The following is a 25,545-nucleotide window of genomic DNA, read 5'->3' on the forward strand; positions in this document are numbered from 1 at the left end:
CATGCCCGACTTCCCACAGCATACCCGCGACCTCGCCAAGGCGATCGCAATCGGCGACCTCAAGGGCGCGGCGTCTGCCCTCGACATGATGGGTCGCGACGAAGAGCGCTGCTCGAGCGAGATGATCGCACGAGGCCGTGCTGACGCCTGCCGGATCAACGGGCGCCCCGCGCTCCCGCAGATGGCGGAAGCCGCCTGATGCGCTGGCCGCTGCCCGCACACTGGCACGCTGCCCTGTGTCGGCAGCGGCTTGCCCGTGAGATCGACGCCAGCCTCGCCGCCCGCTCGAAAGGGCGACGGCCGGCGGCATCGGAATCGAAGCGCTTTGAGCATGCCCGACCCAAGGTCGAGCAGTTGCGCACCCTCATCGCCGAGCAGGTGAACTCGCAATGATCCGCTATCTCGACGTCTGCTCGGGCTACAGCGCCTTCACGCTCGCGTCGACGGGCCTCGGCTTTCAGTGCGTTGGCTATTCCGAAATCGAGGCGTTCCCGCGCGCCATCCTTGAACAGCGCCACGGTGCGGCGGCGGTCGAATGGGATCACCGCCACCGCGCCGGCGCGAACAGCACGCCGCTTTTCGGCGACTTCACCCAGATCGAGGCTCACCATGTTGGACCTGTTGACCTCCTTGCCGGAGGTACCCCCTGCCAAGCGTTCAGCGTCGCCGGAAAGCGCCTCGGACTGGACGACCCGCGCGGCAACCTCACCCTTGAATTCTTGGCGCTGGCTCGACGCGTTCGCGCGCCCTGGCTGGTATGGGAGAATGTCCCCGGCTTCCTGTCGCACGACGGAGGACGAACGATGGGAACCTTCCTCCGGCTCCTGGGGCAACTCGGGTATGGGTGGGCCTACCGAGTGCTGGACGCTCAATATATCCGAGTGGACGGGTTCGAGGGGGCCGTGCCCCAGCGGCGGCGACGTCTGTTCGTTGCCGCACATCTTGGAGACAGCGCCGGTCCCGCAGCGGTACTTTTTGAGCGCGAAAGCCTGCGCGGGCATCCTGCGCCGCGCCGCGAAGCGGGGCAAGGCATTGCCGGCGCTGTTGCACCGAGCCTTGTCAGCAGTGGGCGCGGAGTTGGCCGCACCGGCGAAACGCGCGGCCAAGACCCTGTCGTAGCGGTGGCATTCGGCGGCAACGACACTCGGGGACCTATCGACGTAGCCACGGCCAGGAACGCGCATGGTGGACCGCACGGCAGGCTGGATTTTGAAAGTGAAACCTTTGTCGCCCAATCCGTCGCGGCAACACTCACCCGGGGAGCTGAAAGTAAAGGTAAGGGCGGCTATGCGGGCCGGCGGCAGGAAGACGATGTCAACCTGGTGGCGCTGCCAGTGTGTCTCCACGCCGACGCAATAGGGCGCAGCGGCAACGCTGTTACACCGTCCGCCGACGCCTCCGGCAACGTCCGCCTCCGCGACCCCGGCATGGGTGTCAGCGAAGGGGCGGCATTCGGACTTACCACCGGGCAGCCTCACGCTGTAGCTTTCAGCGTTCGCGGTCGCGATGGCGAGCCGCAGGCGGAGGTTGCCCCGGATGGCCTCGCCCCATCTCTTCGAGCGGTCGGCGGCGGCTCGTCGCACGCCTTCGTCGCGGATCAGTGGGCAGTGCGCCGCCTGACCCCGACCGAGTGCGAGCGCCTCATGGGCGTGCCGGACGGTTTCACCGCGATCACCTACCGGGGCAAGCCGGCGGCAGACGGGCCGCGCTACAAGGCGCTCGGCAACAGCCAGGCCGTCAACTGCATGCGCTGGATCGCGCACGGGGTCGCCGACGTCATGGCGGCGCAGGCTGGCGCGGAGGCGCGCGCAGCGTGAGTGTCCGGATTATGACGGCCGTCTGGACCGTGAACCTCCCCGATAGCGAGAAGATCGTCCTGCTGGCGCTGGCTGACTGCGCGAACGACGAAGGCCTGTGCTGGCCGTCGATGGCAACGCTTGCCGCCAAGTGCAGCAAGAGCGACCGCACGGTGCAGGCCGCGATCAAGTCGCTGGTCTCGTCGGGTCACATGAGCCGCAGCGAGGTGCCTGGGAAGGGCTGCCGTTACATTATCCATCCCACCCCCGAAGCCGCTTCACCCCCGAAGCCTCTGCGGGGCGAAATGGCTTCACCCCCGAAGGGAACGACGCAGACCCCCGAAGCCGCTTCGGACAAACCATCAAGAACCATCACCTCTCCGGAGGCTTCGCCTCCTCCGAGACGCGCGCCGCGAGCCGAGCCGGCGGTGAGACCGCATCGCTTGCCCGACGACTGGAAGCAGGAGCGCTTCGGCGACGACACCGTCGCTCGGGAGATCGTCGACCGCCGCGGCAAGGAATGGGCCCGGGCCGCGCTGGAGAGCTTCCGCAACTGGGCAGCCAACGCCGACGACCGCGTCGGGCGAAAGCGGGACTGGCAGCGAGCATGGGCAAATTGGGTAATCGAGCAGGACAACCGACATGGGCAACGATCAGGGCAGCGTGTGGCAGGAAACGACCGGGGCGGTTCGGCGGGCAATGGTCGAGGGACCACGGTCGCAGCTGCAGACCGGTTCCTCGCGCGGCGCGGTCTCGCCTGAGCTTGAGCCTGCCGACCCCGTCGAGTTCGTCACGATCCTGACGCCGTGCCTCCAGCTGGTCGCCCCGGTCGGCATGAACGAGGACGATCGGGATATCTGGTTCGAGGCTGCGCAGTTGGCGTTGATCGACGTGCCGGCGGACCTGCTGCGCCGCGGTGCCCAGTATGCGCTGCTGCACGCCGATCATCCGTCGAAGATCGTCCCGGCGATCATGCGTGAGATCGGCGACAGCCTGCGCGCGCGTCGCAACGTTGGCGCGGCGGAGGCGGCGATTTGGCAGGGCGCGGACAATCGCCCCGCCGCCCTGCCCGCGCCTGGCGGCGAGCGCGCCACCAAGGACGAGCTCGACAGCATCTGTCGCCAATACGGCGTCGGTCGATACGCTAAGGCGACCGCCGGCAGTCCGCATCGCCCAACTCCGGTTGCTCCGACCGCCGACCCGTCGCGCCCGAGCAAGGCGCCGTCGCCGGAGGATTACAAGCGTCTGTTCGGGATCGATCCGGCGGAGGAGCAGCGCAAGGGCGAGGCCATGCGATCACAGGCAGAGGCGGCATGACGTGGCGTGGCACGATGGCCGCACCTTTTACGCCTGCGACTGCGGCGCGCGCGACGAGCGGACCGGCGATGCACCGCCGACCCTGCCCTGCTGGAACTGCAAGGGCGGCATCATGGCGCAGTGGGTGCCACCGGCGGTCGCCGCGGTGCGCGCAAAGGGAGGCTCGGTATAATGGATAAGGTTGGCTTCTGGATTTTGGGGATATGCTTTTCCCCTTTCTGGGTCGGTGCCCTTGGCTTCCTCTTTTCCGAGGGGCGCAAGCGGCTTGTCAGGCCCCAGCCTATCGTGTCGCTTGTACGAGACCTGCTCGGCGTTGATTCCGGGTGGTTGGTCGGCCCCACCACGATCCGGCACCATACCGGCGTGCTGATCAGCCTCCGTTATAACAGCCAAGTGCAGGCGATTGAGGTGGAGGGCGCTAGGCTCCCCCTCCGGCCAGCGGATATCTATCAAGTCGAGCGCGCGGTCGTCCGGCTGCGGAAGCGGCGGCAGGCGATCACCGATGCCGAGGCGGCCGCTGTATTGAAGAAGCGCGCACAGGAATTTGCGCAGCAGGTCGAACGCTTCGCCGACAGCAGGCGCACCGGCGCATAGCCGCCGAGCAACCAACATTCGAAATCTATAAGGCGAGCGGGGTTCAGGAAGATGGCACGGGCAAAGGGCAGGAGCAGGAAGGCGCGGCTTGCCGTCAGCAGGTCGAAGGCGGCGCGGATCGTGGACGCCACGCCCGAGCGGCTGGCCAAGAGCGATCACAGCGAGTTCATCAACCCGGCCGAGATCGATAGCAGTGAGCAGACGATCGCGCGCGTGCGGCGCTTTCGGGATAGCTGGATCGACCGGCTCTACCGGCGCGGCATGCTGACCTATGCGCAGTGGTACGCCTGCGGCTGGTATCAGCGGATCCACGCCCAGGCGTTCGCCGCACCGCGCGTGGTGGCAGACTACGGTCGCGGCTGCGGTGGGCTCGGCGATCAGAGCTATGGCATCGCACAGTCGGAGGCGATGGCCGCGGCGCGTCGTCAGTATCGTGAGGCGCGTGATCGCCTGCCCGTGCAGATGGTGCAGCTGGTGGAGGCCGTGGTCCTGCACGATGACGTGCCAGCATTCAGCTACGGCCAGCAGCGCGCGCGCTTCGTGGCGCGCATTGCCGCCTCGGTTCAGCCCCTCGCCGAATGGTTGCACGCGCCGGGTGCTGATGCCGCTTGACGCATGCTCTCTTTCGGAGTAGCCAATCACTAAGTGGTAGAGCCGCGCCCGCAAGGGTCCGCGGCTCTCGTCGTTTTCAGGCTCGGAGGCGGTCATGTGACGAAGCGCCTTCGAGGCCGCGCCGGGGTTGAGCAGCGTAAGCGTCGCCTCGCCTCCGAACCCATCTGCCGGTATTGCATCGATCGCGGCATCATCGAGCCGTCAACCGTGCCCGACCACATCATCCCGCTCGCACAAGGCGGGCTCGACATCGACACGAACATCCGCTGCCTCTGCGACCGGTGCCACAAAGCGGTGACCGCCGAGCAGTTCGGGCAGCAGCGGCGTGCCGGCCTCGCGGCTTGCGATGCCCACGGCATGCCGACCGACCCCGCCCACCCGTGGGCAGTTGCGACTACCTCGCAGCCGCAGCGGGATCGGTCCGGATCGGCCTAGCCCGGTCAGAAACGGACCCGAGAAGGTCCGGCGCGGGCCGATCAGCACCCGGGGGTGGGCCAAAAGTCCAGAGCCGACCCAAGGGACACCGGCGCCCCCCGCATTTTTATTGCTAATACAGGAAATGCTCCATGGCCCGTCGCCAGCGCATCGACAGCGCGGCGGGAGCGGTGGCGACGATGGCCGCGGCCGCGCGCGACCTCTCGCCGCCGGCGCACATCAAGATCCGTAAGGGCGATCTCCCGTTCTGGGATGTCGTCATTGCCGAGAAGCCGAAGTCCGAATGGACCGACAGCGATCTCGTCGTCGCCGCCAACTTGGCGCGCGCAATGGCAGATGCGGAGCGGGTCGCCGGCTACTCGGTGGTCGGCGGCGGCAACATCAATCGCAAGGCTCTGCTCGAAACGGTGGAGATCAGCGACAAGCTGGCGCGCCGTATCGTCACGCTACGCCGCGCGCTGGGCCTCGACAACCGGGCGAAGAACGGCGAGCAGCGGGACGTCGAGCGGCGCCGGGCGCACGCCGAGGAGATCGAGGGCGGGCACAACCCGATGTCGGGCGATGAGGACAGCCTCCTGGCGAGGCCTGTCGGCAGCGCGTGACACGCGGCGAGCGCGTCATCGCGTTCATTCATCGCTACTGCTTGGTTCCCGAGGGCAAGCTGGTCGGCAAGCCGTTGCGGCTGGAGGCGTTCCAGCAGCGATTCATTCTGGAGGTCTACGACAACCCCGCAGGCACGACGGAGGGCATCCTCTCCATCGCGCGCAAGAATGGCAAGTCCGGCCTGATCGCCGCCATCCTCCTCGCGCACATCGCGGGTCCGGAGGCGCGGCTCAATAGCCAGATCGTCAGCGGCGCGCGCTCTCGCGAGCAAGCGGCGCTCGTCTTCAATCTCGCGGCCAAGATGGTCGCAATGTCGCCGGATCTGTCGAAGCTCATCCGTATCGTCCCGTCGGGCAAGCGCCTGATCGGGCTGGCGCGGAACGTCGAATACAAAGCGCTGGCCGCGGAGGGTTCGACCTCGCACGGTCTGTCGCCGGTACTGGCGATCCTCGACGAGCTCGGCCAGGTCCGTGGCGATCACGACGACTTCGTCGAGGCGATCGAGACGGCCAGCGGCGCATATGACGACGCGCTGCGGCTGATCATCTCTACCCAGGCGCCGACCGACGCCGACATGCTGTCGGTGAAGATTGACGACGCGCGGCGGTCGAACGATCCGAAGATCGTCTGCCACGTCTATGAAGCGCCGGCCGACTGCAACGTGCTAAACCCGGAAGCGCATCGCGCCGCCAATCCAGCGCTCGGGACATTCCGTTCGGAGGTCGAACTGCTCGCCGCGGCGGAGAAGGCCAGCCGCATGCCGTCGGCGGAGAATGGCTTCCGCAACCTGTATCTCAACCAGCGGGTCAATCGGTTCTCGCCCTTCATCGCCCCCGGCGTCTGGCTTGCTTGCAACGGCGATGTCGATGAGGAGGCGTTCCGACAGGGAGAGGTGTTCGGCGGGCTCGACCTCGCGGAAACGACCGACCTCTGCGCCTTCGTGCTTATCGCGTTCTGGCAGGGAAAGTGGCACGTCAAGGCGTGGTTCTGGAAGCCTGGGCAGACGGTCGCCGATCACGCAAAGCGCGATCGCGTGCCGTACGAGCGCTGGGTCAAGGAAGGGCTGATCGAAACGACGCCCGGCGTCGCGGTCGATTACGAGTTCGTCGCGACGAAGATCGGCGAGGTCACCGACGGCATGAACGTCGGCCGCATCGGGTTCGACCGGTATCGGTTCAAGACGCTTGAGGCGCAGATGAGCAAGTTGGGCATCACCCTGCCCTTCGAGCCGTTCGGCCAAGGGCACGTCAGCATGGCGCCGGCGATGGACACGACCGAGATCGCGTTCCTCAACGGTCAGGTCGCCCACGGCGGCAACCCGGTGATGACGATGTGTGCCGCTAACGCGGTCGTTGAGAAGAACGCCGCAGGCGATCGGAAGCTGAACAAGGCGAAGTCGACCGGCAGGATCGACGGGATGGTGGCGCTGGTCATGGCGATGGGCGTCGCTGCTGCTCAAGCGGCGGAGGGACCCTCCGTCTACGAAGACCGCGGCTTGCTGTCGTTCTGAAGGAGGTCGGATGAAGCTGTTCGGCCTCACGATCACGCGCGAGCCTGATGACATGCACCTGCCGCGCATCGCTGCGCTGGGGGCGACGCCTTATTCTTGGGACCTCAGCGACCCTCGAACCGCGGACTATCTGCGTGGCGGGCGTATGACGGCGTCCGGCAAGACGGTCACCGAGAAGTCGGCGCTGAGCAACTCAACCTTCTTCCGTGCTGTGAACCTGATCAGCGGTGCGATTGGCATGCTGCCAGTCAACCTGCTGAAGAAAACGGACGCGGGGGCGGAAAAGGCGGATGGCCACCCGGTGCAGCGCCTGCTGCGCACCCGGCCGAACGACTGGCAAACGCCGCTTCAGTTCAAGGCGTATATGCAGGGTCGCGCCCTGCTGCATGGCAACGCCTACGCCTTCAAGGTTCGGTCAGGTGCGCGGGTCATCTCCCTTGTGCCCCTTGACCCGCGGCGGGTCGCGGTGAAGCTCGATTCGGACTGGCGCCGCGAATATTGCTGGACGAAGCCAGACGGCAAGCAGGTGACGCTCACCCAAGATGACGTCTTGCATCTGACGGCGCCATTCTCGTCGGATGGCATCACCGGCGATGCCCTCCTCAACGTGGCGGCGGAAGCTCTTGGCCTCGCTGAAACGGCTGACGAGGCGGCCGCCCGGCTGCTGCGCAACGGCGCTTACGTCGGCGGCGTGTTGAAGCATCCAAAGCAGCTTTCGCGCGAGGCAATCCTCAACCTGCGGCAGCAGTTCGAGGATCGCTATGCCGGCGCAGAAAATGCCGGAAAGTGGCTGGTCGCCGAAGAGGGTATGGAGCCCTCCCCGTTCGGCATGAACGGGCAGCAGGCGCAGGGACTCGAACAGCGTCAGCATCAGGCGGAAGAGGTGTCCCGCTTTACTGGCGTGCCCCGCCCCCTGCTTATGTTCGACGAGACCAGCTGGGGTACCGGCATCGAGGTGCTCGGCATCTTTCTGGTGACCTACTGCCTCCAGCCTTGGTTCACGGCATGGGAAGAGGCGATCGAGCGGTCGCTGCTAACCGAAGCTGAGCAGGCCACGCACGACGTAAAATTCAATGCCGGCGCTCTGCTTCGCGGCTCGCTGAAGGATCAGGCGGAGATCTTGGCGAAGATGATCGGCGGACCGGGCGCTGCCGGCTGGGGCGTTCCCAACGAGGCCCGCGAGATGATGGACATGAACCACCAGCCTTGGGGCGACTCCCCGGCCTGGATGACCCCCGAGGTGGACAATGCGTCGCAGCCCTAACCTTCGTGTGTTCGCCAAACAGCGCCCGGCCGCGCTGCCCATGCCGGGCTCGCGCGACGTTTCCGCCCTCGCGAAGCCGAACGTCCTTGATCGCTGGAACGACGATGGCGCCGGTGTCCGAGCCGTCGCGGCCGGCGACAACGTCATCACCATGTTCGGCGCGATCGGGGAGGACTATTGGTCCGATAAACCCATCACCGCGAAAAACGTCGCCGCTCAGTTGCGCGCGATCGGCGACCGCCCCGTCGAGTTGCAGATCAACTCACCTGGTGGCGACATGTTCGAGGGCATCGCCATCTATAACGTGCTGCGCGAGCACCCGCAGGACATCACCGTCAAGGTGATGGGCATGGCAGCGAGCGCCGCCTCCATCATCGCCATGGCCGGCAATACGATCGAGATCGGCGCGGCATCGTTCATCATGGTGCATAATTGCTGGGTGGTCGCCATCGGCAACCGGCACGACATGGCCGAAACGGCGACCTTCCTCGAGCCGTTCGACCAGGCCATGGCCGACTTGTACGCGCAACGCACGGGCAGCGATGTCGCCGACATCCAGAAGTGGATGGACGCGGAGACGTTCATGTCGGGCAGCATGGCGATCGAGCGCGGCTTCGCTGACACGATGCTTGCGGCTGATCAGGTGACGGTCGACGAAGAGGCGCAAGCCTCCGACCGTCATGTCAACGAGCTGCGCGCGATGGAACTGACGCTCGTCGCCGGCGGCCACACGCGCACCGAGGCGCGCGCGCGCATCAACAAGATCAAGGGCACGCCAGGCGCTGCCCTCGAACCCGCTACCACGCCGGGCGCTGGTGGCATCGCAACCGACGATCTCGTCGGCCTTCTCGCCGCATTCCACTGAGAGGTATATAATGAAGACCCCTGCGATGCTCGCCCTTGCCGCGAGCAGCGCGCTGGCCATGCCGCGCGCCATTGCCGCCTCGCCGATCCGAATGGACGGCGCCGATCCCAGGGCGCTGATCGAAGAGATTGGCCGCCAAGTTACCGCCATGCGCGCCAAGCAGGACGCCTTGGCGGCCAAGGTCGATCCGCTCGACACCGCCCAGATCGCGGCGATGAACGAGTCGATCAGCACCATGCAGTCGTCGCTCGACAGTTTCGCCACGCAGATTGCGGCGGCCAAGCTCGGGCAGGGCAACGGTCCGGCACAGCCCGAAAACCCGGAATATTCGGCGGCGTTCAACGCACATATCCGCAAGAACGAGGTAAGCGCCGCCATGTCGGTCGGCTCGAACCCGGACGGCGGTTACACCGCGCCCGTCGAATGGGATCGCACGATCCAGGGTCGCCTGAAGCTGATTTCGCCGATGCGCCAGTACGCCACCGTCGAGACGGTCGGCACCGCTGGCTTCGTGAAACTGTTCAACGATCGTGCGGTCGGCTCCGGCTGGGTCGGTGAGACGGCTAGCCGCCCCGCCACCAGCACGCCGCAGCTGTCGCCGCTCACCTTCGGAAACGGCGAGATCTACGCCTTCCCGTTCGTGACGCAGCAGCTGCTCGACGACAGCCAGATCGACATCGAAACCTGGCTCGCCGGCGAGGTCTCGACCGAATTCGATCGTCAGGAGGCAATCGCCTTCCTTTCCGGCAACGGCACCAACAAGCCGCAGGGCCTGCTCAACTATCTGACCGGCGGCACCGCCGCGGCCGTCCACCCCTGGGGCGACATCAAGGTCGCCAACAGCGGCACGGCGGCGGCGATCGACAAGCCCGACGCGATCGTCAAGCTCGTCTACTCACTGCCGACCGCGTACCAAGGCAATGCCCGGTTCTTCGCCAACCTCAACACGCACGGCGCGTTGCGGCTGATGAAGGATGGCCAGGGCAACTACCTCTGGCAGCCCAGCTATCAGGCAGGCGAGCCGGCGACGCTGATGGGCCGTCCGCTCGTCGAGATGCCCGATCTGCCGGACGTCGCCGCGGGCTCGTTCTCGCTGCTCTATGGCGACATGGCCGAGACCTATCTGATCATGGATCGGATCGGTGTCCGGGTCATCCGCGACGCGCTGACCAACAAGCCGTTCATCGGCTTCTACACCACCAAGCGTGTCGGCGGCGGGGTCAAGAATCCCGATGCCATGAAGGCGCTCAAGACCAGCGCCTAACCTCCGCCGGGCCGGCAACGTCGGCCCGGTTCTTCGAAGCCGCGGTGAGCCACGGTTTCGGCGAACCCAGGAGAACGTCATGACCACCAAGACCGAAAAGCAGCCGGTCCACGCGACCACGCAGGCCGATCTCGACACCTCGGGCGCAGCCAATCTGGCGCCGGCGACCGAGTTCGACGCCGCAGGCGTGCCGCAGCAGATCGTGCCGGACGTCGATCCCGAGCATCCGGCCGTCGATAACGACCCGCGCGCCAACACGACCAAGCAGCAGAACCAGATCGACTTCAACGATCCAAACCTGTCGGGCGCCGAGGCGGTCGCGCAGAACCTGAAGGCCGGCGAGTAAGGTCGTGCGGGTCTTCGTCGTCACCCCTCCCACACCTGTCGTCACCCTCGAAGAGGCGAAGCGTCATCTGCGGGTAGAGGGTGAGGACGAGGACGGCCTGATCCAAGCCTATGTCGATGCCGCCACTGGGCATATCGACGGACCCGACGGGTGGCTCGGCCGCGCACTCGGCCCGCAGATGCTTGAGGCGCGGTTCGGCGCCGGCTGCGGCAGCACGGTGCGCCTGCCCTATCCGCCCTTCATCGAACTGGTGAGCGTCTCCTATCTCGACTCCGATGGGATCGAGCAGATGGCGGACCTCGCGGACCTTGAAGCGTTCGGTTCTGATCTCGCGCCGGCCCGCGGCAATTGGCCTTGGTCGGCGGGCACGCTGCGCCGCGAAGGTGTCCGCGTCCGCTACCGCGCCGGCTATACCGTCGTCCCCGGCCCCATCCGCGCCGCCATCCTGCTGATGGCCGGCGACCTCTACCGGAATCGCGAGACCGTCGCCGCCACGGCGATGACCGCGGTCCCCATGTCGACCACCGTCGAGAACCTGCTCGCCCCCTTCCGGGTCTATATCTGATGGACGCGGGTTCGCTCGACCGGCGCATCAAGCTGCTGCGCGCCGGCACGGTCACCAACGAATACGGGGACGCCGTCGACGGCTTCGCCGATCTGGCCACCGTATGGGCATCGGTGAAGCCGGCGCCCGGCAAGGAGAGACTCTCAAGCGCCGAGGTCGCCGCGTCGGCACCGACGGTCTTCACGATCCGCTATAGCAGCGCGGTTGCCGACCTCTCGCCGCGCGATCGCATCGAATATCCTGTCGGCTCCGACCGCACCTTCGACATCAAGAGCGTCGTCGAGATTGGGAGGCGCGACGGCATTGAGATCGCCGCGATCGGTAGCGCCAACCCGTGACGGTCCGGATCAAGGTCGAATGGATGCTTGCGAGATAACATAGTTTGGGGCAGACCTTGACAACGAAGGAGCTGTCAATGCCCAACCCTCACGGTCGCCCTAGAACACCTCTCAAGACCCGGTTCGACGCAAAATTCGTGATCGATCCTATATCTGGCTGCTGGGAGTGGAAAGGGAGCAAAACCCCGAAGGGGTACGGACTAATTGGCGAGGGCGGTGGCGCTGGCAAAGTGAGGCCTGCCCACCGTGTCTCATACGAACTGTATATCGGACCTATTCCCGAAGGCATGGTTTTAGATCACGTCGTGTGTAACAACAGGGGATGTGTAAATCCGCATCATTTGAAACCGGTGACAAATCGGATCAATATCTTGCGAGGGACCGCGCCCACGGCGGTTAACAATGCCAAAGAAAGCTGCATCAAAGGACATGCCTTTTCAGGCAGCAACCTGTTCATCCAATGGAATGGCGGTCGGGGCTGCGCAACCTGCCGAACCGAATATCAAAGAGAGTATCAGCGCAAACGCCGCGCCGCACTGAGGGCTGGCCGTAATGAGAAGCACGATCCGCGTTGATGGTCTGAAGGAGCTCGACAAGGCTCTCGGCGAACTGGCAAAAGCCGCGGCAAAGGCCACGCTGCGCCGCATCGCCGTTAAGGCGCTGCAGCCGTTTGATCAGGCATGGCGGGCGAACGCCCCTCACCTGACCGGGCAACTGGATGAGAGCGGCGGTGTCGGCACGAAGCTGACGCGGCGCCAAGCCAGCCTGAACCGCAAGCGCGAGGACAAGTCGTTCGTTGAGGTGTTCGCGGGGCCGGACAATCCCGCGGCGGTGCCGCAGGAGTTCGGTACCGTCACCCAGCGCGCACAGCCGTTCGTGCGCCCCGCCTGGGACGCCACGAAAGACGGCGCGCTTGAGACCGTGAAGACTGGGCTCGGCGACGAGATCCAGAAGACGGCGCAGCGCATCGCCCGGAAGGCGGCGCGGCGCGCAGCAGGGGGCTGACGCATGAGCATGAGCGCCGACCTCCGCGACCGGCTGAATGCTGCCGGCGTGGCGGGCGGTGCGGTTTACAGGGATGAGCGGCCGCAGGGCTCGCCTCTCCCGGCGATTATACTGTTCGTCCCCAGCGACCCGCGGCCCAGCACGCACGACGGCCGGCAGAAGCTCCGCGAAACGCGGGTGCAGCTGGATTGCCAAGCGGCGAGCCGCGGCGCGGCAGACGACATTGCCGAGGCGGCGATCACTGCGGCTGAGACGGCGGGCATCTTCGGCGGGACGCGCTTCTCGCGTTCCTTCGTCGATAGCCAGCGCACCTATTCCGAACGCTCCGATGCGGGCGTCACCACCTTCGTCAATTCGCTCGACCTGTTGGTCTGGCACGAACCGGCCGCATAGGAGGGCCTTCAATGTCTGACGCACAATTGGGCTACGGCTCGAAGTTCCTGATGGCCGCGCTGGCGAACTCGACCACGCTGACGAAGCTGGCCGAGGTCACCAGTGTGTCGCTGCCGAACGAGCAGGTCGCCGAGGTCGAGGTCACCCATTACGAAAGCCCCGGCCGCACCCGCGAATATATCGCGGGCCTCAACGACGCCGGCGAGATCACGATGGGTATGAATTGGATTGCCGGGTCGGCGACCGACAAGCTGATCGCCGCGGCGAAGGCCGACGGCAAGGTTCGCACGATGCGCGTGGTGGTGCCGGATGCGACGGCCAACGGGCAGATGTTCACCTTCCCGGGCTTCGTACGCGGTTACGAACGCGATGCGCCGATCGACGACAAAATGACCGCGCAGGTCACCATTCGAATCGCCGGCGCCGTGACCCAGGCGAACGGCGCCAGCGATCCGACGGTGATCGGCTCGTAATGGCCACTCCGGCGGGAAGAGTCGCCTTCGAGGCGAACGGCAAATCCGAAACCCTGCAGTTCACGACCAACCGGCTGTGCCTGCTCGAGGACCAAACGCGGCTGACAACTCTGGAGGTCGCCACTGAACTCGCGCTGGGTAAGACGCAGCCGCTCGGCGTCAGCAAGAAAACGCTGCGCGCACTATTCTGGGCGGGCTGCGGCGACGGCAATATGACGCAGGCCGAGGCCGGCGATCTTGTCGATACAATCGGCCACGGTCTCGCGGTCTCGCTGGCGATCGAGGCGTTCGACGCAGCCTTTCCGGAAGCGGTCGAAGACCAGGGGGATGGCAAGACCGTCGGCAACCCTCGGTAGGCGGCGGCTGGCTGGCAGCGCATGAGGAGTGGTGCGCCTTGGGGCTGCCTTCCGATTTGTTCTGGCAGCAGACGCCGCGGGTGAACCTTTCGGCCTTGAAGGGTGCCTCTCGCTATGAGCGGCGAGCCCTTGAGCGATCAGCGCTTCAGGCGCAGTGGATCGGCAGCTTCGCGCAATGCCACCCCAAGCATTACCCCGACATCGGAAAGATGATCGGGCGACCGTCGTCCGCAGGGCGGCCCCGCATGGCGGGTCAAGACATCGGCGCAGCAATGCGCGCTTGGGCGCGGAGGAGTAGCTAATGCCATCTTCCGTGATCGGCGCGCTTCGCGTTTCGCTGGGCTTGGACAGCGCGCAGTTCGAGTCCGGCGCCGCGAAGGCGGAGAAGCGCGCTGGCCAGTTGGGTGATCGGCTGAGCAGCGCGCTAAAAGCACCGATCAGCACGGCCACGGTCCTGAAGGGGACGATCGCGGGCCTCGCGGGCGCCATCGCCCTTGACCAGCTGGCGGGGGCGACGCAGCGCGCACTCGACTATGCTGATGCGATTGCCGACCTGTCGGACCGGACGGGCGCCAGCACTAAGATCATTCAGGAATTCCGATACGCAGCGCAGCTGTCCGGATCGAGCGTCGAGGCGGCGGACGGCGCGCTGGAAAAATTCGCCCGCACGCAGGGACTCGCTCAGGCCGGCGGTGACGCACAGGTAAAGCTGTTCCGGGAACTCGGCGTCACCTCGACCGACTTCGACACCGCGCTTCGGCAGACGATGGACGGCCTCGCCAAACTTCCCACCGTTCAGCAGCGCAATGCCGTCGCGCTCCAGCTGTTCGGTAAGCAAGCGGCATCGCTCACCAGCCTACTCGGCCAAGGCAGCGCCGGCTTCTCCGAACTGGCCAACCGCGCAAACGAACTCGGGGTCGTGCTACGCGACGACGTCATCCGGAACGCAGGCAGCGCCAACGATCAACTCGACACGATGAAGATGATCGTGAACGCACAGTTTGCGAACGTCGTGGCTCAGAATGCCTCGTCGCTCACGGCAATGGCGCAGGGTATCACCGACGTCACCTCGGCAATTATCAAGTTCCTGGCGAGCAACCCGCAGACGGCCCTTGCCATTATGGGTGGTCTCGCCGGATCGCGCGGCGGGCCGATCGGCGCGGCGCTCGGCGCGGCCGGCGGGTTCATCGCAGGCGATAAGCTCGCTCAGGTGTCCGACGACAACAACAATGATCTCGCGTTCCGGCGCAAGCAATTCCGCGCGGCCATCGCGAACCGCCGCGCGGCGCAAGCGGCTAGGTCGTCAGGGGGGCTGTTCTCCATCCGCCAAGCCCAGGGCCAAGGCTCCGCGCAGAACGGCACGGCGGCAGAGGTGGTTCGTCAAGGCAAGCTTTATCTGGCTGCGATCCGTGCGAAGCAGAGCGCTCCGAAGGCCTCGGGCGGCAAGGTGCCGCTGGTCGGCGATGCCGAAGCCAAGGCTGCCTCATCTAAGGCGGCAGCTGATGCCAAGCGGCTCGCGTCGGAGCAAAAAAGGGAGGCCGCTCACGCCCTAGAGGTGCAGCGCCGCTTCGAGCATGAACTCGCTCAGTCGCGTAACGACGAACTCGAATCCCAGCTGGACCTGACGACCGATCAGACCGAGCGCGTGAACATCCAGCAGCAGCTGCTTGCGAACGATCGCGATGCAGCGCTGGAACAGATCGCCACGAACAAGGACTTGAGCGCGGCTCAGAAGAAGCAGCTGTCCGACAGCGCCGAGATCGTATTCGCCAACAAGAACCGCCTCCTGCACATTCAGGATCAGGAGGAGCTCGCCCGGCAGGAGCTCGATAAGGCAGAGGCGCAAGGGCGGGACGCTCAGGATATCCTGCAAGCCCAGGCCGACCTCGCCCGCACGGCGAAGGAGCGCGGCGCGATTGAGCAGCAGATCCTCGACGTCCAATTCGCGCTGCTGAAGCAGGCGAAGCAGGTCGAGATAGATAATGCGGTGCGACGGGGAGATCAGGACTCCGCCAACCTTGCGCGGGGGCAGCTATCCAACCTCGGCACGCTGCAAGGTTTGGCGAAGGCCAAGGTCGCTCGCCAGAACCAGGGGCCCCTCGCCTCCTACCTTGACAGCATCCCGCGCACAGCGGACGAGATGAACGAGGCGCTGGAGAAGGTGCAGGCCGATGGGCTGGAATCGCTGATCGACGGCATTTCGAAGACGAAGGGCAGCTTCAAGGATCTGGCCAGCGTGGTCAGCAGCGTCGCAGACGACATCATCTCCTCCCTGCTCAAGATCGGATTGCAAAAGGGCGTTGCGGCGCTGTTCGGTAGCATCCTCGGCGGTGGAAATGGTGTCGGGGCGTATGCCAGCCCGTTCGCAAGCACCGGCTCGTCGTTCGTGCCCGATAGCAGCGGGCTCAACCTGTCCGGCTATCGGGCCGCTGGCGGGCCAGTCATCGGCGGCAAGAACTATGTGGTCGGCGAACGCGGTCCCGAACTGTTCACGGCGCCGCACAGCGGGACGATCATCGCGAACGACAATATCGGTTCCGGTGGGGCGATGAAGTTCGAGCAGAACATTAACTTCAGCGGCGGGGTCGATCTCGCCACCCGCGAGGAGGTCACCCGCATGGCCGGCTTGACCAAGCAGCAGACGCTGAAGGCGATCAGCGAGGCTAACCGGCGCCGATGACCGAGTTCGCCTGGCCCGCCGGGCTCGCGCCCTATCGCGTGAGCTTCTACCTCCAGCCGCACACCGGCGGCGCAGAGAGCCCGCTCACGCGCGTCCGGAAGGTCTACGAACTATCGGCGCCGCGCTGGATCTCGCGTCTTACCTTCCGCGGTGGCTATGACGGTGCGCCGCGGCTTTACGACGCTGGCGGCTTCGGTCCCGTGCTCGACTCGCTCGTCGCCGACATGCGTGGCGGGGCGGTGCTGACCCGCTTCCACGACTTCCGCCGCCCAGCGCCGGTGCATCCGGTCAGCGTCGTGAGCCGGCTGACGACCCGCGCCGCGGCGAAGGGAGCGACGAGCATCATCGTCGACGGCTTCGCACCGTACAGCGTCGCGCTGAGCCTGGGGGACTATGTCGGCGGCGATGGGCGCCCGCACCTCACCTCGAGGCTGCTGACCTTGGCTGCCGGCGGCAAGATTACCGGGTTGGGCAGCATCATGGCTGATGCAACCGGCGCCGCGATAATCGGCTTCAATCCGCCGCTGTCCGTGGCGATCCCGGCCGGCGCGCCACTGGCTTGGCCGGTGACGGGGCTGTTCGAGATGACCAGCGAGGACGCGGGCCAGAATGAGACCGACGTCGGCGAGCTCACCGAATACGCGATCGACTTCGTGGAGCACCTGCTGTGAGCCGCGACCTTCCCTCTTCCCTGGCCGCAGCTGTCGCTGACCGCGTCGTCCGCCCGTTCCTCGCCGTCCATATCGACTTCCCCGATCCCGTCTTCGCATGGACTGGGACCGGCACCATCCTGTTTCAAGGCAACGAGTGGACCGGCATCCACAGCATCGGCGCAATCGATACGATCGGAGAAGGCACCGACGGATCGGCGACCGGCGTCAAGGCAACCCTCTACGAAGTGCCGTCGAACTTCCGGGACGATATTCGCGATCAGGCCGTCCGCGGCTGCGCCTTCGAGTTCTACGTGGGCGCGCTCGACGAGACGTTCCAGCAGGTCGTTGGGTTCAAGCTGATCTGGAGGGGCCGGCTCGGCGGCTTCGAGGTCGTCGACGCAGGCGAGACGATCACCGTCACCGCCAGCGGCGAGAGTCGGCAGATCGATCAGCGCCGCCCAACGATCAAGCGCTTCACGAACGAGTGGCAGCAGCGCCGCTACCCAGGCGACCGGTTCTTCGAATACGTGCCGCGCATGGCCGAGATACCAATCGTCTGGGCCAAGGCGGCCCAGGGTGTCTGATCCCGATTGGTCGGAGCACTGCGGGGATCGCTGGCGCTTGGCGGTGTTGGCGGCGGACGGATTCGACATCTGCGACGTCGTCGGCCCGTCGCCGCGCCGACCGCGGGATTGGGTCGCAATGATGCGCCGGCTTGGCGTTCGGAATCTTTCGGGCGTGGTGAGCGCCGTTCATGGCCAGCCGATCGACCCGCGCCTCGCGCGCCGCGGCGATCTCGTCCGGTCCGGCTGGGCGCTCGGCATCTGCCGTGGGGAGGTGGCGGAGTTCTTCAACGCCGCCCGTCCGATGGTCGAGGTCGATGAAGCTTGGCCGTTACAGGCAAGACTGTAAGCTTCGACGGAAGGCGTCGTTGAGCTTGAAGGCGCGTCGCACCTCGAAAGTGCGTTGAGCACCACCGTCCAAGATCGTCACGGTGACGGCCGGGTTCGGATTGCCCCACATCATCGTGACGCGACCTTCGCCGCGAACAGTGTTCGGCGCGCCGAGCTTCGTAAGAGCCGAAGCAGAGCATTCCTCTAGAGCCAAAGCGCTCTTCTGAGTCGTGCCGGCGATCACCGGGGGCTTCGCCCTCATGTCTTCGGCGGTTGCGCACCCCGCGAGGGCGGCGGCGGCGAGAATCGTCGGCAGAATTTTCATGTGACCTCCGTGCGAAAGTACGTTGGCCGGAGATTGTTTGATGGGCAAGGTGCTCCGGGTAGTGGCAACCATCGCGATTGCGGTGGGCATCGCCGTACTCGCAGCGCCAACCGGTGGTCTGTCGCTGGCGCTGGCTGGCGCCCTCTCAGTCTCGGCAACGGTCGCCTCCGCGGTGATTGCGACTGGCCTGTCGCTTATCGCTGGCCTGGCGATGCAGGCGATCGCCGGCAAGCCAAGCACCGCGGGAAGCACCTCGTCGCCGCAAACATTCCGCCAGTCGATCACTAACGCTCGCATCCTCTACGGGCGGCGCCGCGCCGGCGGGGTCATCGTCTTCTTCCACCCCCGAACCGTCGGGAAGAAGTTCTATCGCTATTTCGTCGTCGCGATCACCGGCCACCGCTGCAAGGGCATCGTCCAGTTCATGCTCAACGACGAGGTCGTCAGCGTAGACGGATCAGGCAAGGTGACCTCGGGGCCATACGCCAACGCGGCATGGCTATGGTTTGAGCGGGGTGACGAGAACGCCGCGGCCAACTCGACGTTCACCAGCGAGTGCGCGCCGAAGTGGACCACAGCCCACCGGGGGCGCGGCGTCTCGAAGCTCTATGCGAAGTTCGAGATGACCGACGCGGTCGTCGGCGCAGGCTTCCCGAACATGACCGTCATCATCGACGGCAAGGACGACATTCGCGATCCGCGCACCGGCGCCCTGGGGTTCACCCGCAACGCCATCGCAGTGTTCTATGATTGGATGCGCATGCCGCGCGAGGAAGGCGGCTTCGGGGCCTATGCCGATGAGATGCCGGATGACGCATGGCTGTCGGCGCAGGCAAACGTCTGCGATGAGCAGGTCCCTCTGCGCGCTGGCGGCAGCGAAGAGCGTTACGCGTTCGACAGCCTGATCGAAGTCGGCAGCGCGCCGGCCGACATCCGGCAGACCTTCGTCACCTGCTGTGCCGGGACCTATACCTATTCCGGCGGTCGCCACCTCATGCGCCCAGGCTATTGGGTGCCGGTAACGGCCACCCTCGACGAAGACGACCTTGCCGGCCCGATCTCTGTGCCGCTGCTCGCCGACGAGGGCGAGATCGCAACCGAAGTCTCGGGCACGTTCATCGATCCATCGACTCTGTATCAGCCGCAGCCGGTGCCAACCCGATCGATCAGCAGCATCGACATCCGCCAAGCCGATTACGATCTGCCTCACGTCACCAGCCATCCCCGCGGCCAGCGCATCCTCGAGATCATGCTCCGGCGCGCGAACGGCGAGCTTCGCGTCAACTGGCCCATGAACGTGGTCGGTATCGGCGTCGGCGCTATGGATACGGTTCAGCTGGCGACGGCGCGATATGGCCTGTCGAACTATTCGTTTTCGGTCGACAGCTGGGGCCTCTCGCAGGACTTCGGCGTCGCATTGTCGATGAAGCAGGAGGACCCCGAGTTCTACGACTGGTCCGTCGGCATGGAGCTTCTGCCCGGCGAGGTGCCCCAGATCGATCGCGCGACGCCCATCCTTGACGTCTCCGCGTTGCAGCTGGCTATCGCTGGATCGTTCCCGATCGGCCTTACCATTATGGCGGCGGCAGACGGTACGATCACAATCGGCGATCATGTCCGACGCTATAACGACGGCCACGCCGACGTGAACGTCGCCGGCAAAACGATCACCAGCGGCCTCGCTGCCGGCGACTTCCGCGCGATCGGTTATGACGATCCCGATCGCTTGGGTGGTGCGGTCACCTACGTGCTCGACGCCGACGACATCAATGCGCGGGCGTCGCCTGATCATCCCGGACGCCATTATATCGGCTATGCGATCATCCCGACCGCCGGCTCTCCGCCGTCGAGCGGAGGTGGCGCGACGCCGCCAGGCGGGCGCTGCCCGACGACCGACACGCCGATCCTTATGGCGGACATGACCGAGAAGCCAGCGGGCGAGATCATCGTCGGCGATCGCGTCTGGACGCGGCACGAAGAGACATTGCGCTGGGGATTCTACCCCGTCGAGGCAGTCGAGATCGCCGACAGCGACGACGTCTGGAAGGCTACGATCGACGGCAAGGTGCTGCGGGCGACGGGCGATCACCGCGTCTACGTCGGCGAGTGGACGATGATGCGGGACCTGCCCGGCGCGTCTCGCGCCGCCGGCACGCTGCAGATCGTCAAGATCACCGTCACCGGCGCCCATACCTACGTCTCGAATGGCATCCTCAGCCACAACATCAAATCAAGCGACCCCAACGAAGCGCTTTGACGCGCTCAGCCCGCTTGGCCGGAGAACTCCATGTCCTATGCCGCCCAGGTCGACATCGCTGCCGACCGCTATACCCCGTGCGTCCGTACCGTCGTCTTCCGCGGCATGGACCTGACGGGCGTAGCGCTGCGCATGCAATGGCGTCTGGCGGGTGACACGCCGGGCGCGCCTCTGGTCGACCTGCAGAATGTCACCAATGCTCAGGCGCAGGGCCTGAAGCTGGTGTCGGTCGAGGTGGTCGACAGCCTTCCGATCAGCACCGTGCAGATGCGGGTCAACGAGACGACAATAGAGAGCCTCCCCTACGCGGGCGAGCTCGGCAGCGCGACGGCCTTGGTATATGACCTGCAGGGCACGCTCGGCGGCGACAAGCGTGTGTTGATGGCCGGGACGGTTACGATCGGTGCAGGAGTGACCGGCGCCGACGATGCCCCTCTAAACCGGCCGTTCGGCTCTGCCCGCAGCGCGATCGGGCCCGGCGGCATGCGAAACGGCGTCACGCTCACCTTTGGCGAGACGATCATCGAGGTCAGCGTCGATGCCGCGGATCTTGTTGCCCCGCTTCGTGCCGACGCGCTCGCCGCGCGGGACGACGCGGCCGCCAGCAAAGTGGCGGCCGCGGCCAGCCTAGCGAAGGCGCAGCTTGCCGAGAGCGGCGCGGTTGCGGCGATGGGAACGCTCTACCCGACCACTGCCGCAGGCCTTGCGGCGACCGCGGCAAACGGCTTCTTCGCTGTCGTCGGCGACGGCACGTCGACCTACGCCATCCTCTATCAGAAGGTGAGTGGCGCTGCCGTCGAACGCGCCCGGTATAACAGCAAGGCGGCATATGAAGGCCCGAATGGCGGTAGCCTGATCGGTTACCGGTTTGCCGGAGCCGACAGCGATGTAGGCTCCGCGCTAAGCAACCTGCCCTCTCTGCTTGATGCTTTTGCCAAGACCACCCAGGCGCAGATTCGCGCCGGGACTTGGACAAGCGATCTATCAACCGGGATCCGCAACGCGATCGAGACCGGTTACAACTTCGCTGTGCCGCAAGGCGTGTTTCCGTTCAAAGCCGACATGCTGGAATGCCGCACAGCCGGCCAGGTCATTCAAGGCGCCGGCGGCATCCTGAAGAAGATGGCCGCTTTCGACGGCAAGGGAATGCTGGTGACTGCCCCCGGGGTCAGCCTACAGAACCTGATCCTTGACGGATCCGACCCCAATCCAACGCAGGGCGGCAATACCAACGATTTGTTGCATGTGCTGCTTTCATCGCAGGGCCGCGTCAGCATCCAAGGGGTGCAGCTTCGTGGCGCCTCGGGAAACTGCCTGACGGTTGCTCAGGGCGCTGTCGACATCGATGGCCTATCAGCGATCGGCAGCCGTGATAACTGCATGCTGGTCGTGACTTCCGGCAACCGCGGACGGAACATCTATCTCGCCAACAGCTACGCTCAGAACCTGCTTTACATCACGGCATCCGCTGGCGGTACGGACAATGGGAAGGTCATAAACGATAACTATTTCTCCGATCTGTACGGTGAGAACAGCGGCGATACCGGAGCAGAGATCGGGTACGGCGCGGACGATACAACGATTGAACGGTTCGTCTTCCGCAACTGTCATTCGCCTGGCATCCTCGTCCGCGACGCGCGGCGTTGGAACGTGCGCAATGGTGTGGTCTATGCGAAAACCTATGGCGATCAGATTGCCGCTTACGACCTGATGGCGGTGACCCCGCTATGGAAGGGGCCGGCATTCCTTACCGAAGGCGAGTTCAGCGGCGTGCGCCTGCTGGGGCGCGTCAAGCGCGCTGCGCTATCTCTGAGCCAGTCTGGAGTCCGGGGTACCTATACTTCCACCGCTTTCCCGAATGCTGCCCCTGCTGCTGACGGCAGCGATCTGTCGGGCAACGGTCTTCTGATCGCAAATACCGCCACCGACATTCACATTCGCGGCTCCGTCGATGGCTATGCCTATGGTCAGAATTGGAATTTCGACGGCACCCTGCAGGAATACCAGAGGGTTGATGTGCAACTGCTGTCGACCCGCTGCAATCGCACCATGTCGCTCTTCAACACGCGGCCTCGCAGGTGCGTATGTATCGCTCTGCCAGGGTCAGGCTATCGCCAGCAGGGGGCCATTCTTACATCGCTGAACGCGACCCCGACGATCGCTGATCAGACGATCTCGCTGCGTTATTCGGATCACTCGCTGCCGGACATCAGTAGCTTCCCGGCCGCAGTATATAATCCCTTCGACGACGCGAGCCAGGTGCCTGCATTCCTGACGGATAACAGCAAGCACATCGCCCTTGCCGGCCCCGACAATTCGGAGACGGTGATCAGCGCGCAAGCTGTGGCAGATGGTTTCTACAGCATCACTGAACTCGGAACGGGGCTCTCAGCGCAATATGCCGTGTCCCGCATGGATTTCGCCAATTCCGCGGCAGGCCTGACTAAGCAATTGGTCGGCAATGCCCAGTTCGTGGACACAGCTGGTACGATCGGGCTTCGGCTTACGATCGAAGGGTACGCTTTCAAGCTTCAGCGCAAAGGCGGGGCGGGGCCCGCCAGAATGTATACCATCACCGGGCCGGGAGTTGCCTAATGTTCGCAATTCGTAACGCCGAGGGGCTGTATTGGGATGGCGGCATGTTCCGTCCGTCGATCGAACGCGCACGCCTGTTCACCACACCGGCTCAGGCCAGGAGTCACGCTAAGGACGACCTGCCGCGTGAAGCTTTCGATCCTGAAAAGCACAGCATCAACAATTTGCCGGGGCGGATGCCCTTCGAGGTCGAGGAGACGGCATCGTGAGCAACAGCAGCTTCGCGGCCCAAGCGGTCGCGAAAGGGCCGATGACGATCGCACCACCTTCGTTCGACGGGCATGGATGGCTCGTCGTTCTCAATCTCGCCGGGTTCACCGCGGGGTTCGTCATCTCGCTGATGCTCGCGCTCAAGATGATGCGCGACATCTGGCTCAACCGTGCGGAGGACAAGCTCCACCACCCGGTGACCGTATGGCGGGCATTCGGGGGCGCAGTCAGCCTCGCCATGACTATCCGCTTCGGGCCGGCCGCCATGGTGCTGTGGGGCTGGGACCCGCAGCAGGCGCACGCGACAGGCTGGCTGCTTACCTTTCAGCGCTTCACCGACCCCGTCGCCTTCACCTTGGGCCTGCTCGCGCTTGGTCTGTTCGAAATCTCCGGCCGCACGATGGCCGAGCACCTGAAAAAGGAACCGCTGCCGACGCGGCTTTGGGCATCCCGGCATCAGCTAAAGCGGCCGGCCTGCATCTTCCTTCTCAGCCTGATCGCGGCGATCGGCGTGGTGTCCACCCGATGATGTGGCGTTCGATCGCGACGGTCGGCGCCGTTCTCCCCGCGGCCGCGGCCGCCCTCGCAAAGGACAAGGCTGCTACCGTGACCGAGTCCACCCCCGTCATCTGGCACTTCGTGGGCTACGCGTTCGAGGCGGGCAGCATGATCGCAGGCCTGTGCGCCTGCCTCGCTGTCCGGTTCTATGTCAGCCAAGAGGCTCGCAAAGATCACCGCTGGAACGTCGACCTTCCGGTCTCAGTGCTCACCCTGCTCTTCACCGCGGGCATGATCATTCGGCTGCGGCCTGAGCCGTTCTGGGCGCTCGTCTACGGGACCGGCCTTGGGTCGGCTGGCGTGCTGATCATCAGCGCGTGCCTCGCCTGGGTGAAGCGCGGCAGCGACCTGTTCCAGCCGCCCCAGCCGCCGGCCAGCAAGCCCGACGCCTGAAACCGGCTGCGCGACGCTGCGCCGCCACCTTTGGAGATTGCCATGTCAGATACCAAGCCGCCCCGGCCGGGCGCGGCACCGCAGTCGCGCGTCACCGCCAAGGGCGGCGCCCTCGTCGGAATCATCGGCGTCGCCGCGGCCGCCATCCTCTCGCCGTTCGTCTCGGGCTGGGAAGATGGACCCAAGGGGCCGGCGCTCGTCCCTTATCGCGACATCGTCGGGGTCTGGACGCAGTGCAGCGGCGAGACGCTCAACGTCACCGCGCGGACGCCGGCGGAAACGCCGGAGGGCTGCGCGATCAAGCTCGACAATCGCCTCGCCGGCTTCGCGCAGAACGTCGTGAAATGCACGCCATCCCTCCGCGGCAAGGACGAAGAATGGGCCGCGGCCACCAGCCTCGCCTACAACATCGGCGTCGGCGCCTACTGCAAGTCGAGCGTCGATCGCTTCTTCGATGCCGGCAAGCCGCTTCAGGCATGCGACGCCTTCCTCCTCTGGGACAAGGCCGGCGGCAAGCGCGTGCAGGGCCTCGCCAATCGCCGCGCCGCGGAGCGCGCGCTCTGCCTCAAGGGCGCCCGCGCCTGACCCATCCCCCGACATTCACGCAAGGAGCGATTCCATGAAGCTGGTACCCAAGTTCATCAAGAAGCTGTTCGGCTCGTCGGCCGTGCGGGAGATCGTCGACGTCGTCATCACCGAGGCGCACGAAGCCGTCGCCCTGCTCATGACGCTGCCGATCGCCAAGGCCGTCAAGGACGACATCCTGACAATCGCCAACGACAGCCTGTCGGGTCAGCAGAAGTTCGACGTCGTCCTCGGCCGCACGCTGCCGGCGCTGATCGGCCTTCTCAAGGACAAAGGCCTCACGGTCGCCGTCGGCGAGATCGAGGACATCGCGCGCGCCTTCGTGCAGGCGGTCTATAACGAGACCGCATCGACCCGCGCCGGCAGCATCGCGCGGAAGATCCTCGCGCTGTTCGGCATCCAGTGAGCGGCACCGGCCGGGTCGTCCACGTCGACGCCGGCGCCGTACCCAACACCAACCAGGCAGCGCGGCGCGTGCTGGTCGATCGACCGAACGGCGAGCGCCTGCTGTTCTATGTCCCGGTCGGCAACGATCCGCCCGAGGGAGCAGCGATCAGCTGGGGACCGCGACATGCGTGGTGGCTCAACCAGCGCGTCGACAAGCTCAGCCACGAGATCGACCCCAACGCGCCGCTGCGCTGATCCCTCTTCCTCCTGAGC

35 protein-coding genes are annotated in these 25,545 nt (G+C 65.5%); 34 read left to right on the forward strand and 1 reads right to left on the reverse strand.

Annotated elements, in window-relative coordinates:
• Position 1: 1 nt before the first annotated feature.
• From AC07UH_RS16430 to AC07UH_RS16555, 26 genes are all read left to right on the forward strand, one after another.
• Positions 2-199 carry a hypothetical protein gene (locus AC07UH_RS16430; RefSeq protein WP_495181108.1) on the forward strand — a complete coding sequence of 66 codons (198 nt, stop codon included), beginning with the start codon at positions 2-4 and terminating at the stop codon, positions 197-199.
• On the forward strand, positions 199-393 hold the full coding sequence (locus AC07UH_RS16435) for a hypothetical protein (protein WP_495181109.1): 195 nt from the start codon (positions 199-201) through the stop codon (positions 391-393). Before AC07UH_RS16430 ends, AC07UH_RS16435 begins: the two co-directional genes overlap by 1 nt.
• Entirely contained in the window at positions 390-1,817 is a 1,428-nt protein-coding gene (locus tag AC07UH_RS16440) for a DNA cytosine methyltransferase (RefSeq protein ID WP_495181110.1), read from the forward strand. The genes AC07UH_RS16435 and AC07UH_RS16440 overlap by 4 nt, the downstream gene beginning before the upstream one ends.
• 11 nt (positions 1,818-1,828) lie before the next feature.
• Positions 1,829-2,557, forward strand: a complete 729-nt coding sequence (locus AC07UH_RS16445; RefSeq protein WP_495181111.1) for a helix-turn-helix domain-containing protein — start codon at positions 1,829-1,831, stop codon at positions 2,555-2,557.
• Positions 2,496-3,113, forward strand: a complete 618-nt coding sequence (locus AC07UH_RS16450) for a hypothetical protein (protein ID WP_495181112.1) — start codon at positions 2,496-2,498, stop codon at positions 3,111-3,113. Before AC07UH_RS16445 ends, AC07UH_RS16450 begins: the two co-directional genes overlap by 62 nt.
• Before the next feature lies 1 nt (position 3,114).
• Positions 3,115-3,285, forward strand: coding sequence for a hypothetical protein (locus tag AC07UH_RS16455; RefSeq protein ID WP_495181113.1), 171 nt, complete (start codon positions 3,115-3,117; stop codon positions 3,283-3,285).
• Entirely contained in the window at positions 3,285-3,707 is a 423-nt protein-coding gene (locus AC07UH_RS16460) for a hypothetical protein (protein WP_495181114.1), read from the forward strand. Before AC07UH_RS16455 ends, AC07UH_RS16460 begins: the two co-directional genes overlap by 1 nt.
• A 120-nt stretch (positions 3,708-3,827) precedes the next feature.
• Positions 3,828-4,319, forward strand: coding sequence for a hypothetical protein (locus AC07UH_RS16465; RefSeq protein WP_495181115.1), 492 nt, complete (start codon positions 3,828-3,830; stop codon positions 4,317-4,319).
• Positions 4,320-4,415: 96 nt separating this feature from the next.
• Positions 4,416-4,754 carry an HNH endonuclease signature motif containing protein gene (locus AC07UH_RS16470; protein ID WP_495181116.1) on the forward strand — a complete coding sequence of 113 codons (339 nt, stop codon included), beginning with the start codon at positions 4,416-4,418 and terminating at the stop codon, positions 4,752-4,754.
• 131 nt (positions 4,755-4,885) lie between these two features.
• Positions 4,886-5,356, forward strand: coding sequence for a hypothetical protein (locus tag AC07UH_RS16475; protein ID WP_495181117.1), 471 nt, complete (start codon positions 4,886-4,888; stop codon positions 5,354-5,356).
• A complete protein-coding gene (locus tag AC07UH_RS16480; RefSeq protein WP_495189954.1) occupies positions 5,353-6,867 on the forward strand; it encodes a terminase large subunit in 1,515 nt (504 codons plus the stop codon). The genes AC07UH_RS16475 and AC07UH_RS16480 overlap by 4 nt, the downstream gene beginning before the upstream one ends.
• A 10-nt stretch (positions 6,868-6,877) precedes the next feature.
• Positions 6,878-8,131, forward strand: a complete 1,254-nt coding sequence (locus AC07UH_RS16485; RefSeq protein ID WP_495181119.1) for a phage portal protein — start codon at positions 6,878-6,880, stop codon at positions 8,129-8,131.
• A 7-nt stretch (positions 8,132-8,138) separates the two neighbouring features.
• Positions 8,139-8,996, forward strand: coding sequence for a head maturation protease, ClpP-related (locus tag AC07UH_RS16490; protein WP_495181120.1), 858 nt, complete (start codon positions 8,139-8,141; stop codon positions 8,994-8,996).
• A 10-nt stretch (positions 8,997-9,006) separates the two neighbouring features.
• Positions 9,007-10,260, forward strand: coding sequence for a phage major capsid protein (locus AC07UH_RS16495; protein WP_495181121.1), 1,254 nt, complete (start codon positions 9,007-9,009; stop codon positions 10,258-10,260).
• Between the two features lie 79 nt (positions 10,261-10,339).
• The gene (locus AC07UH_RS16500; RefSeq protein WP_495181122.1) at positions 10,340-10,606 is read left to right on the forward strand and encodes a hypothetical protein; all 267 of its coding nucleotides are present in this window, start codon (positions 10,340-10,342) and stop codon (positions 10,604-10,606) included.
• Between the two features lie 4 nt (positions 10,607-10,610).
• Complete coding sequence (locus AC07UH_RS16505) at positions 10,611-11,171, forward strand: head-tail connector protein (RefSeq protein ID WP_495181123.1); 561 nt, start codon at positions 10,611-10,613, stop codon at positions 11,169-11,171.
• A complete protein-coding gene (locus tag AC07UH_RS16510; protein WP_495181124.1) occupies positions 11,171-11,509 on the forward strand; it encodes a phage head closure protein in 339 nt (112 codons plus the stop codon). Before AC07UH_RS16505 ends, AC07UH_RS16510 begins: the two co-directional genes overlap by 1 nt.
• A gap of 77 nt (positions 11,510-11,586) precedes the next feature.
• Complete coding sequence (locus AC07UH_RS16515; RefSeq protein ID WP_495181125.1) at positions 11,587-12,084, forward strand: HNH endonuclease signature motif containing protein; 498 nt, start codon at positions 11,587-11,589, stop codon at positions 12,082-12,084.
• Positions 12,062-12,514, forward strand: coding sequence for an HK97-gp10 family putative phage morphogenesis protein (locus AC07UH_RS16520; RefSeq protein ID WP_495181126.1), 453 nt, complete (start codon positions 12,062-12,064; stop codon positions 12,512-12,514). The genes AC07UH_RS16515 and AC07UH_RS16520 overlap by 23 nt, the downstream gene beginning before the upstream one ends.
• A gap of 3 nt (positions 12,515-12,517) precedes the next feature.
• Positions 12,518-12,907, forward strand: a complete 390-nt coding sequence (gene gp17, locus AC07UH_RS16525; RefSeq protein ID WP_495181127.1) for a tail completion protein gp17 — start codon at positions 12,518-12,520, stop codon at positions 12,905-12,907.
• A gap of 11 nt (positions 12,908-12,918) precedes the next feature.
• Complete coding sequence (locus AC07UH_RS16530; RefSeq protein WP_495181128.1) at positions 12,919-13,380, forward strand: phage tail tube protein; 462 nt, start codon at positions 12,919-12,921, stop codon at positions 13,378-13,380.
• Positions 13,380-13,736 (forward strand): hypothetical protein, encoded by a 357-nt coding sequence (locus AC07UH_RS16535; RefSeq protein ID WP_495181129.1) that lies wholly within the window; start codon positions 13,380-13,382, stop codon positions 13,734-13,736. The genes AC07UH_RS16530 and AC07UH_RS16535 overlap by 1 nt, the downstream gene beginning before the upstream one ends.
• Positions 13,737-14,037: 301 nt before the next feature.
• Positions 14,038-16,416, forward strand: coding sequence for a hypothetical protein (locus AC07UH_RS16540; RefSeq protein ID WP_495181130.1), 2,379 nt, complete (start codon positions 14,038-14,040; stop codon positions 16,414-16,416).
• Complete coding sequence (locus AC07UH_RS16545) at positions 16,413-17,087, forward strand: hypothetical protein (protein ID WP_495181131.1); 675 nt, start codon at positions 16,413-16,415, stop codon at positions 17,085-17,087. The genes AC07UH_RS16540 and AC07UH_RS16545 overlap by 4 nt, the downstream gene beginning before the upstream one ends.
• Positions 17,084-17,653, forward strand: a complete 570-nt coding sequence (locus AC07UH_RS16550) for a hypothetical protein (protein WP_495181132.1) — start codon at positions 17,084-17,086, stop codon at positions 17,651-17,653. The genes AC07UH_RS16545 and AC07UH_RS16550 overlap by 4 nt, the downstream gene beginning before the upstream one ends.
• On the forward strand, positions 17,646-17,981 hold the full coding sequence (locus AC07UH_RS16555) for a DUF6950 family protein (RefSeq protein WP_495181133.1): 336 nt from the start codon (positions 17,646-17,648) through the stop codon (positions 17,979-17,981). The genes AC07UH_RS16550 and AC07UH_RS16555 overlap by 8 nt, the downstream gene beginning before the upstream one ends.
• Here AC07UH_RS16555 and AC07UH_RS16560 read toward each other — a convergent pair.
• Positions 17,964-18,287 carry a hypothetical protein gene (locus AC07UH_RS16560; RefSeq protein WP_495181134.1) on the reverse strand — a complete coding sequence of 108 codons (324 nt, stop codon included), beginning with the start codon at positions 18,285-18,287 and terminating at the stop codon, positions 17,964-17,966. The genes AC07UH_RS16555 and AC07UH_RS16560 overlap by 18 nt on opposite strands.
• Before the next feature lie 40 nt (positions 18,288-18,327).
• Here AC07UH_RS16560 and AC07UH_RS16565 point away from each other — a divergent pair, with 40 nt between their 5' ends.
• Genes AC07UH_RS16565 through AC07UH_RS16600 form a run of 8 tightly spaced genes read left to right on the forward strand, consistent with a single transcriptional unit; the run spans position 18,328 to position 25,527 of the window.
• Positions 18,328-20,544: a Hint domain-containing protein gene (locus AC07UH_RS16565; RefSeq protein ID WP_495181135.1), complete on the forward strand. Its 2,217-nt coding sequence runs from the start codon at positions 18,328-18,330 to the stop codon at positions 20,542-20,544.
• 30 nt (positions 20,545-20,574) lie between these two features.
• Entirely contained in the window at positions 20,575-23,139 is a 2,565-nt protein-coding gene (locus tag AC07UH_RS16570) for a hypothetical protein (RefSeq protein WP_495181136.1), read from the forward strand.
• Positions 23,139-23,348, forward strand: a complete 210-nt coding sequence (locus AC07UH_RS16575) for a hypothetical protein (protein WP_495181137.1) — start codon at positions 23,139-23,141, stop codon at positions 23,346-23,348. The genes AC07UH_RS16570 and AC07UH_RS16575 overlap by 1 nt, the downstream gene beginning before the upstream one ends.
• A complete protein-coding gene (locus tag AC07UH_RS16580) occupies positions 23,345-23,878 on the forward strand; it encodes a hypothetical protein (RefSeq protein WP_495181138.1) in 534 nt (177 codons plus the stop codon). Before AC07UH_RS16575 ends, AC07UH_RS16580 begins: the two co-directional genes overlap by 4 nt.
• Complete coding sequence (locus AC07UH_RS16585) at positions 23,875-24,300, forward strand: hypothetical protein (protein WP_495181139.1); 426 nt, start codon at positions 23,875-23,877, stop codon at positions 24,298-24,300. The genes AC07UH_RS16580 and AC07UH_RS16585 overlap by 4 nt, the downstream gene beginning before the upstream one ends.
• Positions 24,301-24,342: 42 nt before the next feature.
• Positions 24,343-24,885, forward strand: coding sequence for a lysozyme (locus tag AC07UH_RS16590; RefSeq protein ID WP_495181140.1), 543 nt, complete (start codon positions 24,343-24,345; stop codon positions 24,883-24,885).
• Positions 24,886-24,919: 34 nt separating this feature from the next.
• The gene (locus AC07UH_RS16595; RefSeq protein ID WP_495181141.1) at positions 24,920-25,291 is read left to right on the forward strand and encodes a hypothetical protein; all 372 of its coding nucleotides are present in this window, start codon (positions 24,920-24,922) and stop codon (positions 25,289-25,291) included.
• Complete coding sequence (locus tag AC07UH_RS16600; RefSeq protein WP_495181142.1) at positions 25,288-25,527, forward strand: hypothetical protein; 240 nt, start codon at positions 25,288-25,290, stop codon at positions 25,525-25,527. Before AC07UH_RS16595 ends, AC07UH_RS16600 begins: the two co-directional genes overlap by 4 nt.
• Positions 25,528-25,545: the final 18 nt, after the last annotated feature.

Source organism: Sphingomonas sp. GW821-FHT04B01 (assembly GCF_059420425.1).

Excerpts from the sequence above, each read along its gene's own strand:
- AC07UH_RS16495 (WP_495181121.1), top strand. The coding sequence starts at position 9,007 with ATGAAGACCCCTGCGATGCTCGCCCTTGCCGCGAGCAGCGCGCTGGCC.
- AC07UH_RS16575 (WP_495181137.1), top strand. The coding sequence starts at position 23,139 with ATGTTCGCAATTCGTAACGCCGAGGGGCTGTATTGGGATGGCGGCATG.
- gp17 (WP_495181127.1), top strand. The coding sequence starts at position 12,518 with ATGAGCATGAGCGCCGACCTCCGCGACCGGCTGAATGCTGCCGGCGTG.
- AC07UH_RS16445 (WP_495181111.1), top strand. The coding sequence starts at position 1,829 with ATGACGGCCGTCTGGACCGTGAACCTCCCCGATAGCGAGAAGATCGTC.
- AC07UH_RS16475 (WP_495181117.1), top strand. The coding sequence starts at position 4,886 with ATGGCCCGTCGCCAGCGCATCGACAGCGCGGCGGGAGCGGTGGCGACG.
- AC07UH_RS16535 (WP_495181129.1), top strand. The coding sequence starts at position 13,380 with ATGGCCACTCCGGCGGGAAGAGTCGCCTTCGAGGCGAACGGCAAATCC.
- AC07UH_RS16520 (WP_495181126.1), top strand. The coding sequence starts at position 12,062 with ATGAGAAGCACGATCCGCGTTGATGGTCTGAAGGAGCTCGACAAGGCT.
- AC07UH_RS16440 (WP_495181110.1), top strand. The coding sequence starts at position 390 with ATGATCCGCTATCTCGACGTCTGCTCGGGCTACAGCGCCTTCACGCTC.
- AC07UH_RS16430 (WP_495181108.1), top strand. The coding sequence starts at position 2 with ATGCCCGACTTCCCACAGCATACCCGCGACCTCGCCAAGGCGATCGCA.
- AC07UH_RS16545 (WP_495181131.1), top strand. The coding sequence starts at position 16,413 with ATGACCGAGTTCGCCTGGCCCGCCGGGCTCGCGCCCTATCGCGTGAGC.
- AC07UH_RS16460 (WP_495181114.1), top strand. The coding sequence starts at position 3,285 with ATGGATAAGGTTGGCTTCTGGATTTTGGGGATATGCTTTTCCCCTTTC.
- AC07UH_RS16485 (WP_495181119.1), top strand. The coding sequence starts at position 6,878 with ATGAAGCTGTTCGGCCTCACGATCACGCGCGAGCCTGATGACATGCAC.
- AC07UH_RS16510 (WP_495181124.1), top strand. The coding sequence starts at position 11,171 with ATGGACGCGGGTTCGCTCGACCGGCGCATCAAGCTGCTGCGCGCCGGC.
- AC07UH_RS16560 (WP_495181134.1), bottom strand. The coding sequence starts at position 18,287 with ATGAAAATTCTGCCGACGATTCTCGCCGCCGCCGCCCTCGCGGGGTGC.
- AC07UH_RS16570 (WP_495181136.1), top strand. The coding sequence starts at position 20,575 with ATGTCCTATGCCGCCCAGGTCGACATCGCTGCCGACCGCTATACCCCG.
- AC07UH_RS16595 (WP_495181141.1), top strand. The coding sequence starts at position 24,920 with ATGAAGCTGGTACCCAAGTTCATCAAGAAGCTGTTCGGCTCGTCGGCC.
- AC07UH_RS16500 (WP_495181122.1), top strand. The coding sequence starts at position 10,340 with ATGACCACCAAGACCGAAAAGCAGCCGGTCCACGCGACCACGCAGGCC.
- AC07UH_RS16450 (WP_495181112.1), top strand. The coding sequence starts at position 2,496 with ATGGTCGAGGGACCACGGTCGCAGCTGCAGACCGGTTCCTCGCGCGGC.
- AC07UH_RS16590 (WP_495181140.1), top strand. The coding sequence starts at position 24,343 with ATGTCAGATACCAAGCCGCCCCGGCCGGGCGCGGCACCGCAGTCGCGC.
- AC07UH_RS16515 (WP_495181125.1), top strand. The coding sequence starts at position 11,587 with ATGCCCAACCCTCACGGTCGCCCTAGAACACCTCTCAAGACCCGGTTC.
- AC07UH_RS16585 (WP_495181139.1), top strand. The coding sequence starts at position 23,875 with ATGATGTGGCGTTCGATCGCGACGGTCGGCGCCGTTCTCCCCGCGGCC.
- AC07UH_RS16540 (WP_495181130.1), top strand. The coding sequence starts at position 14,038 with ATGCCATCTTCCGTGATCGGCGCGCTTCGCGTTTCGCTGGGCTTGGAC.
- AC07UH_RS16435 (WP_495181109.1), top strand. The coding sequence starts at position 199 with ATGCGCTGGCCGCTGCCCGCACACTGGCACGCTGCCCTGTGTCGGCAG.
- AC07UH_RS16530 (WP_495181128.1), top strand. The coding sequence starts at position 12,919 with ATGTCTGACGCACAATTGGGCTACGGCTCGAAGTTCCTGATGGCCGCG.
- AC07UH_RS16565 (WP_495181135.1), top strand. The coding sequence starts at position 18,328 with ATGGGCAAGGTGCTCCGGGTAGTGGCAACCATCGCGATTGCGGTGGGC.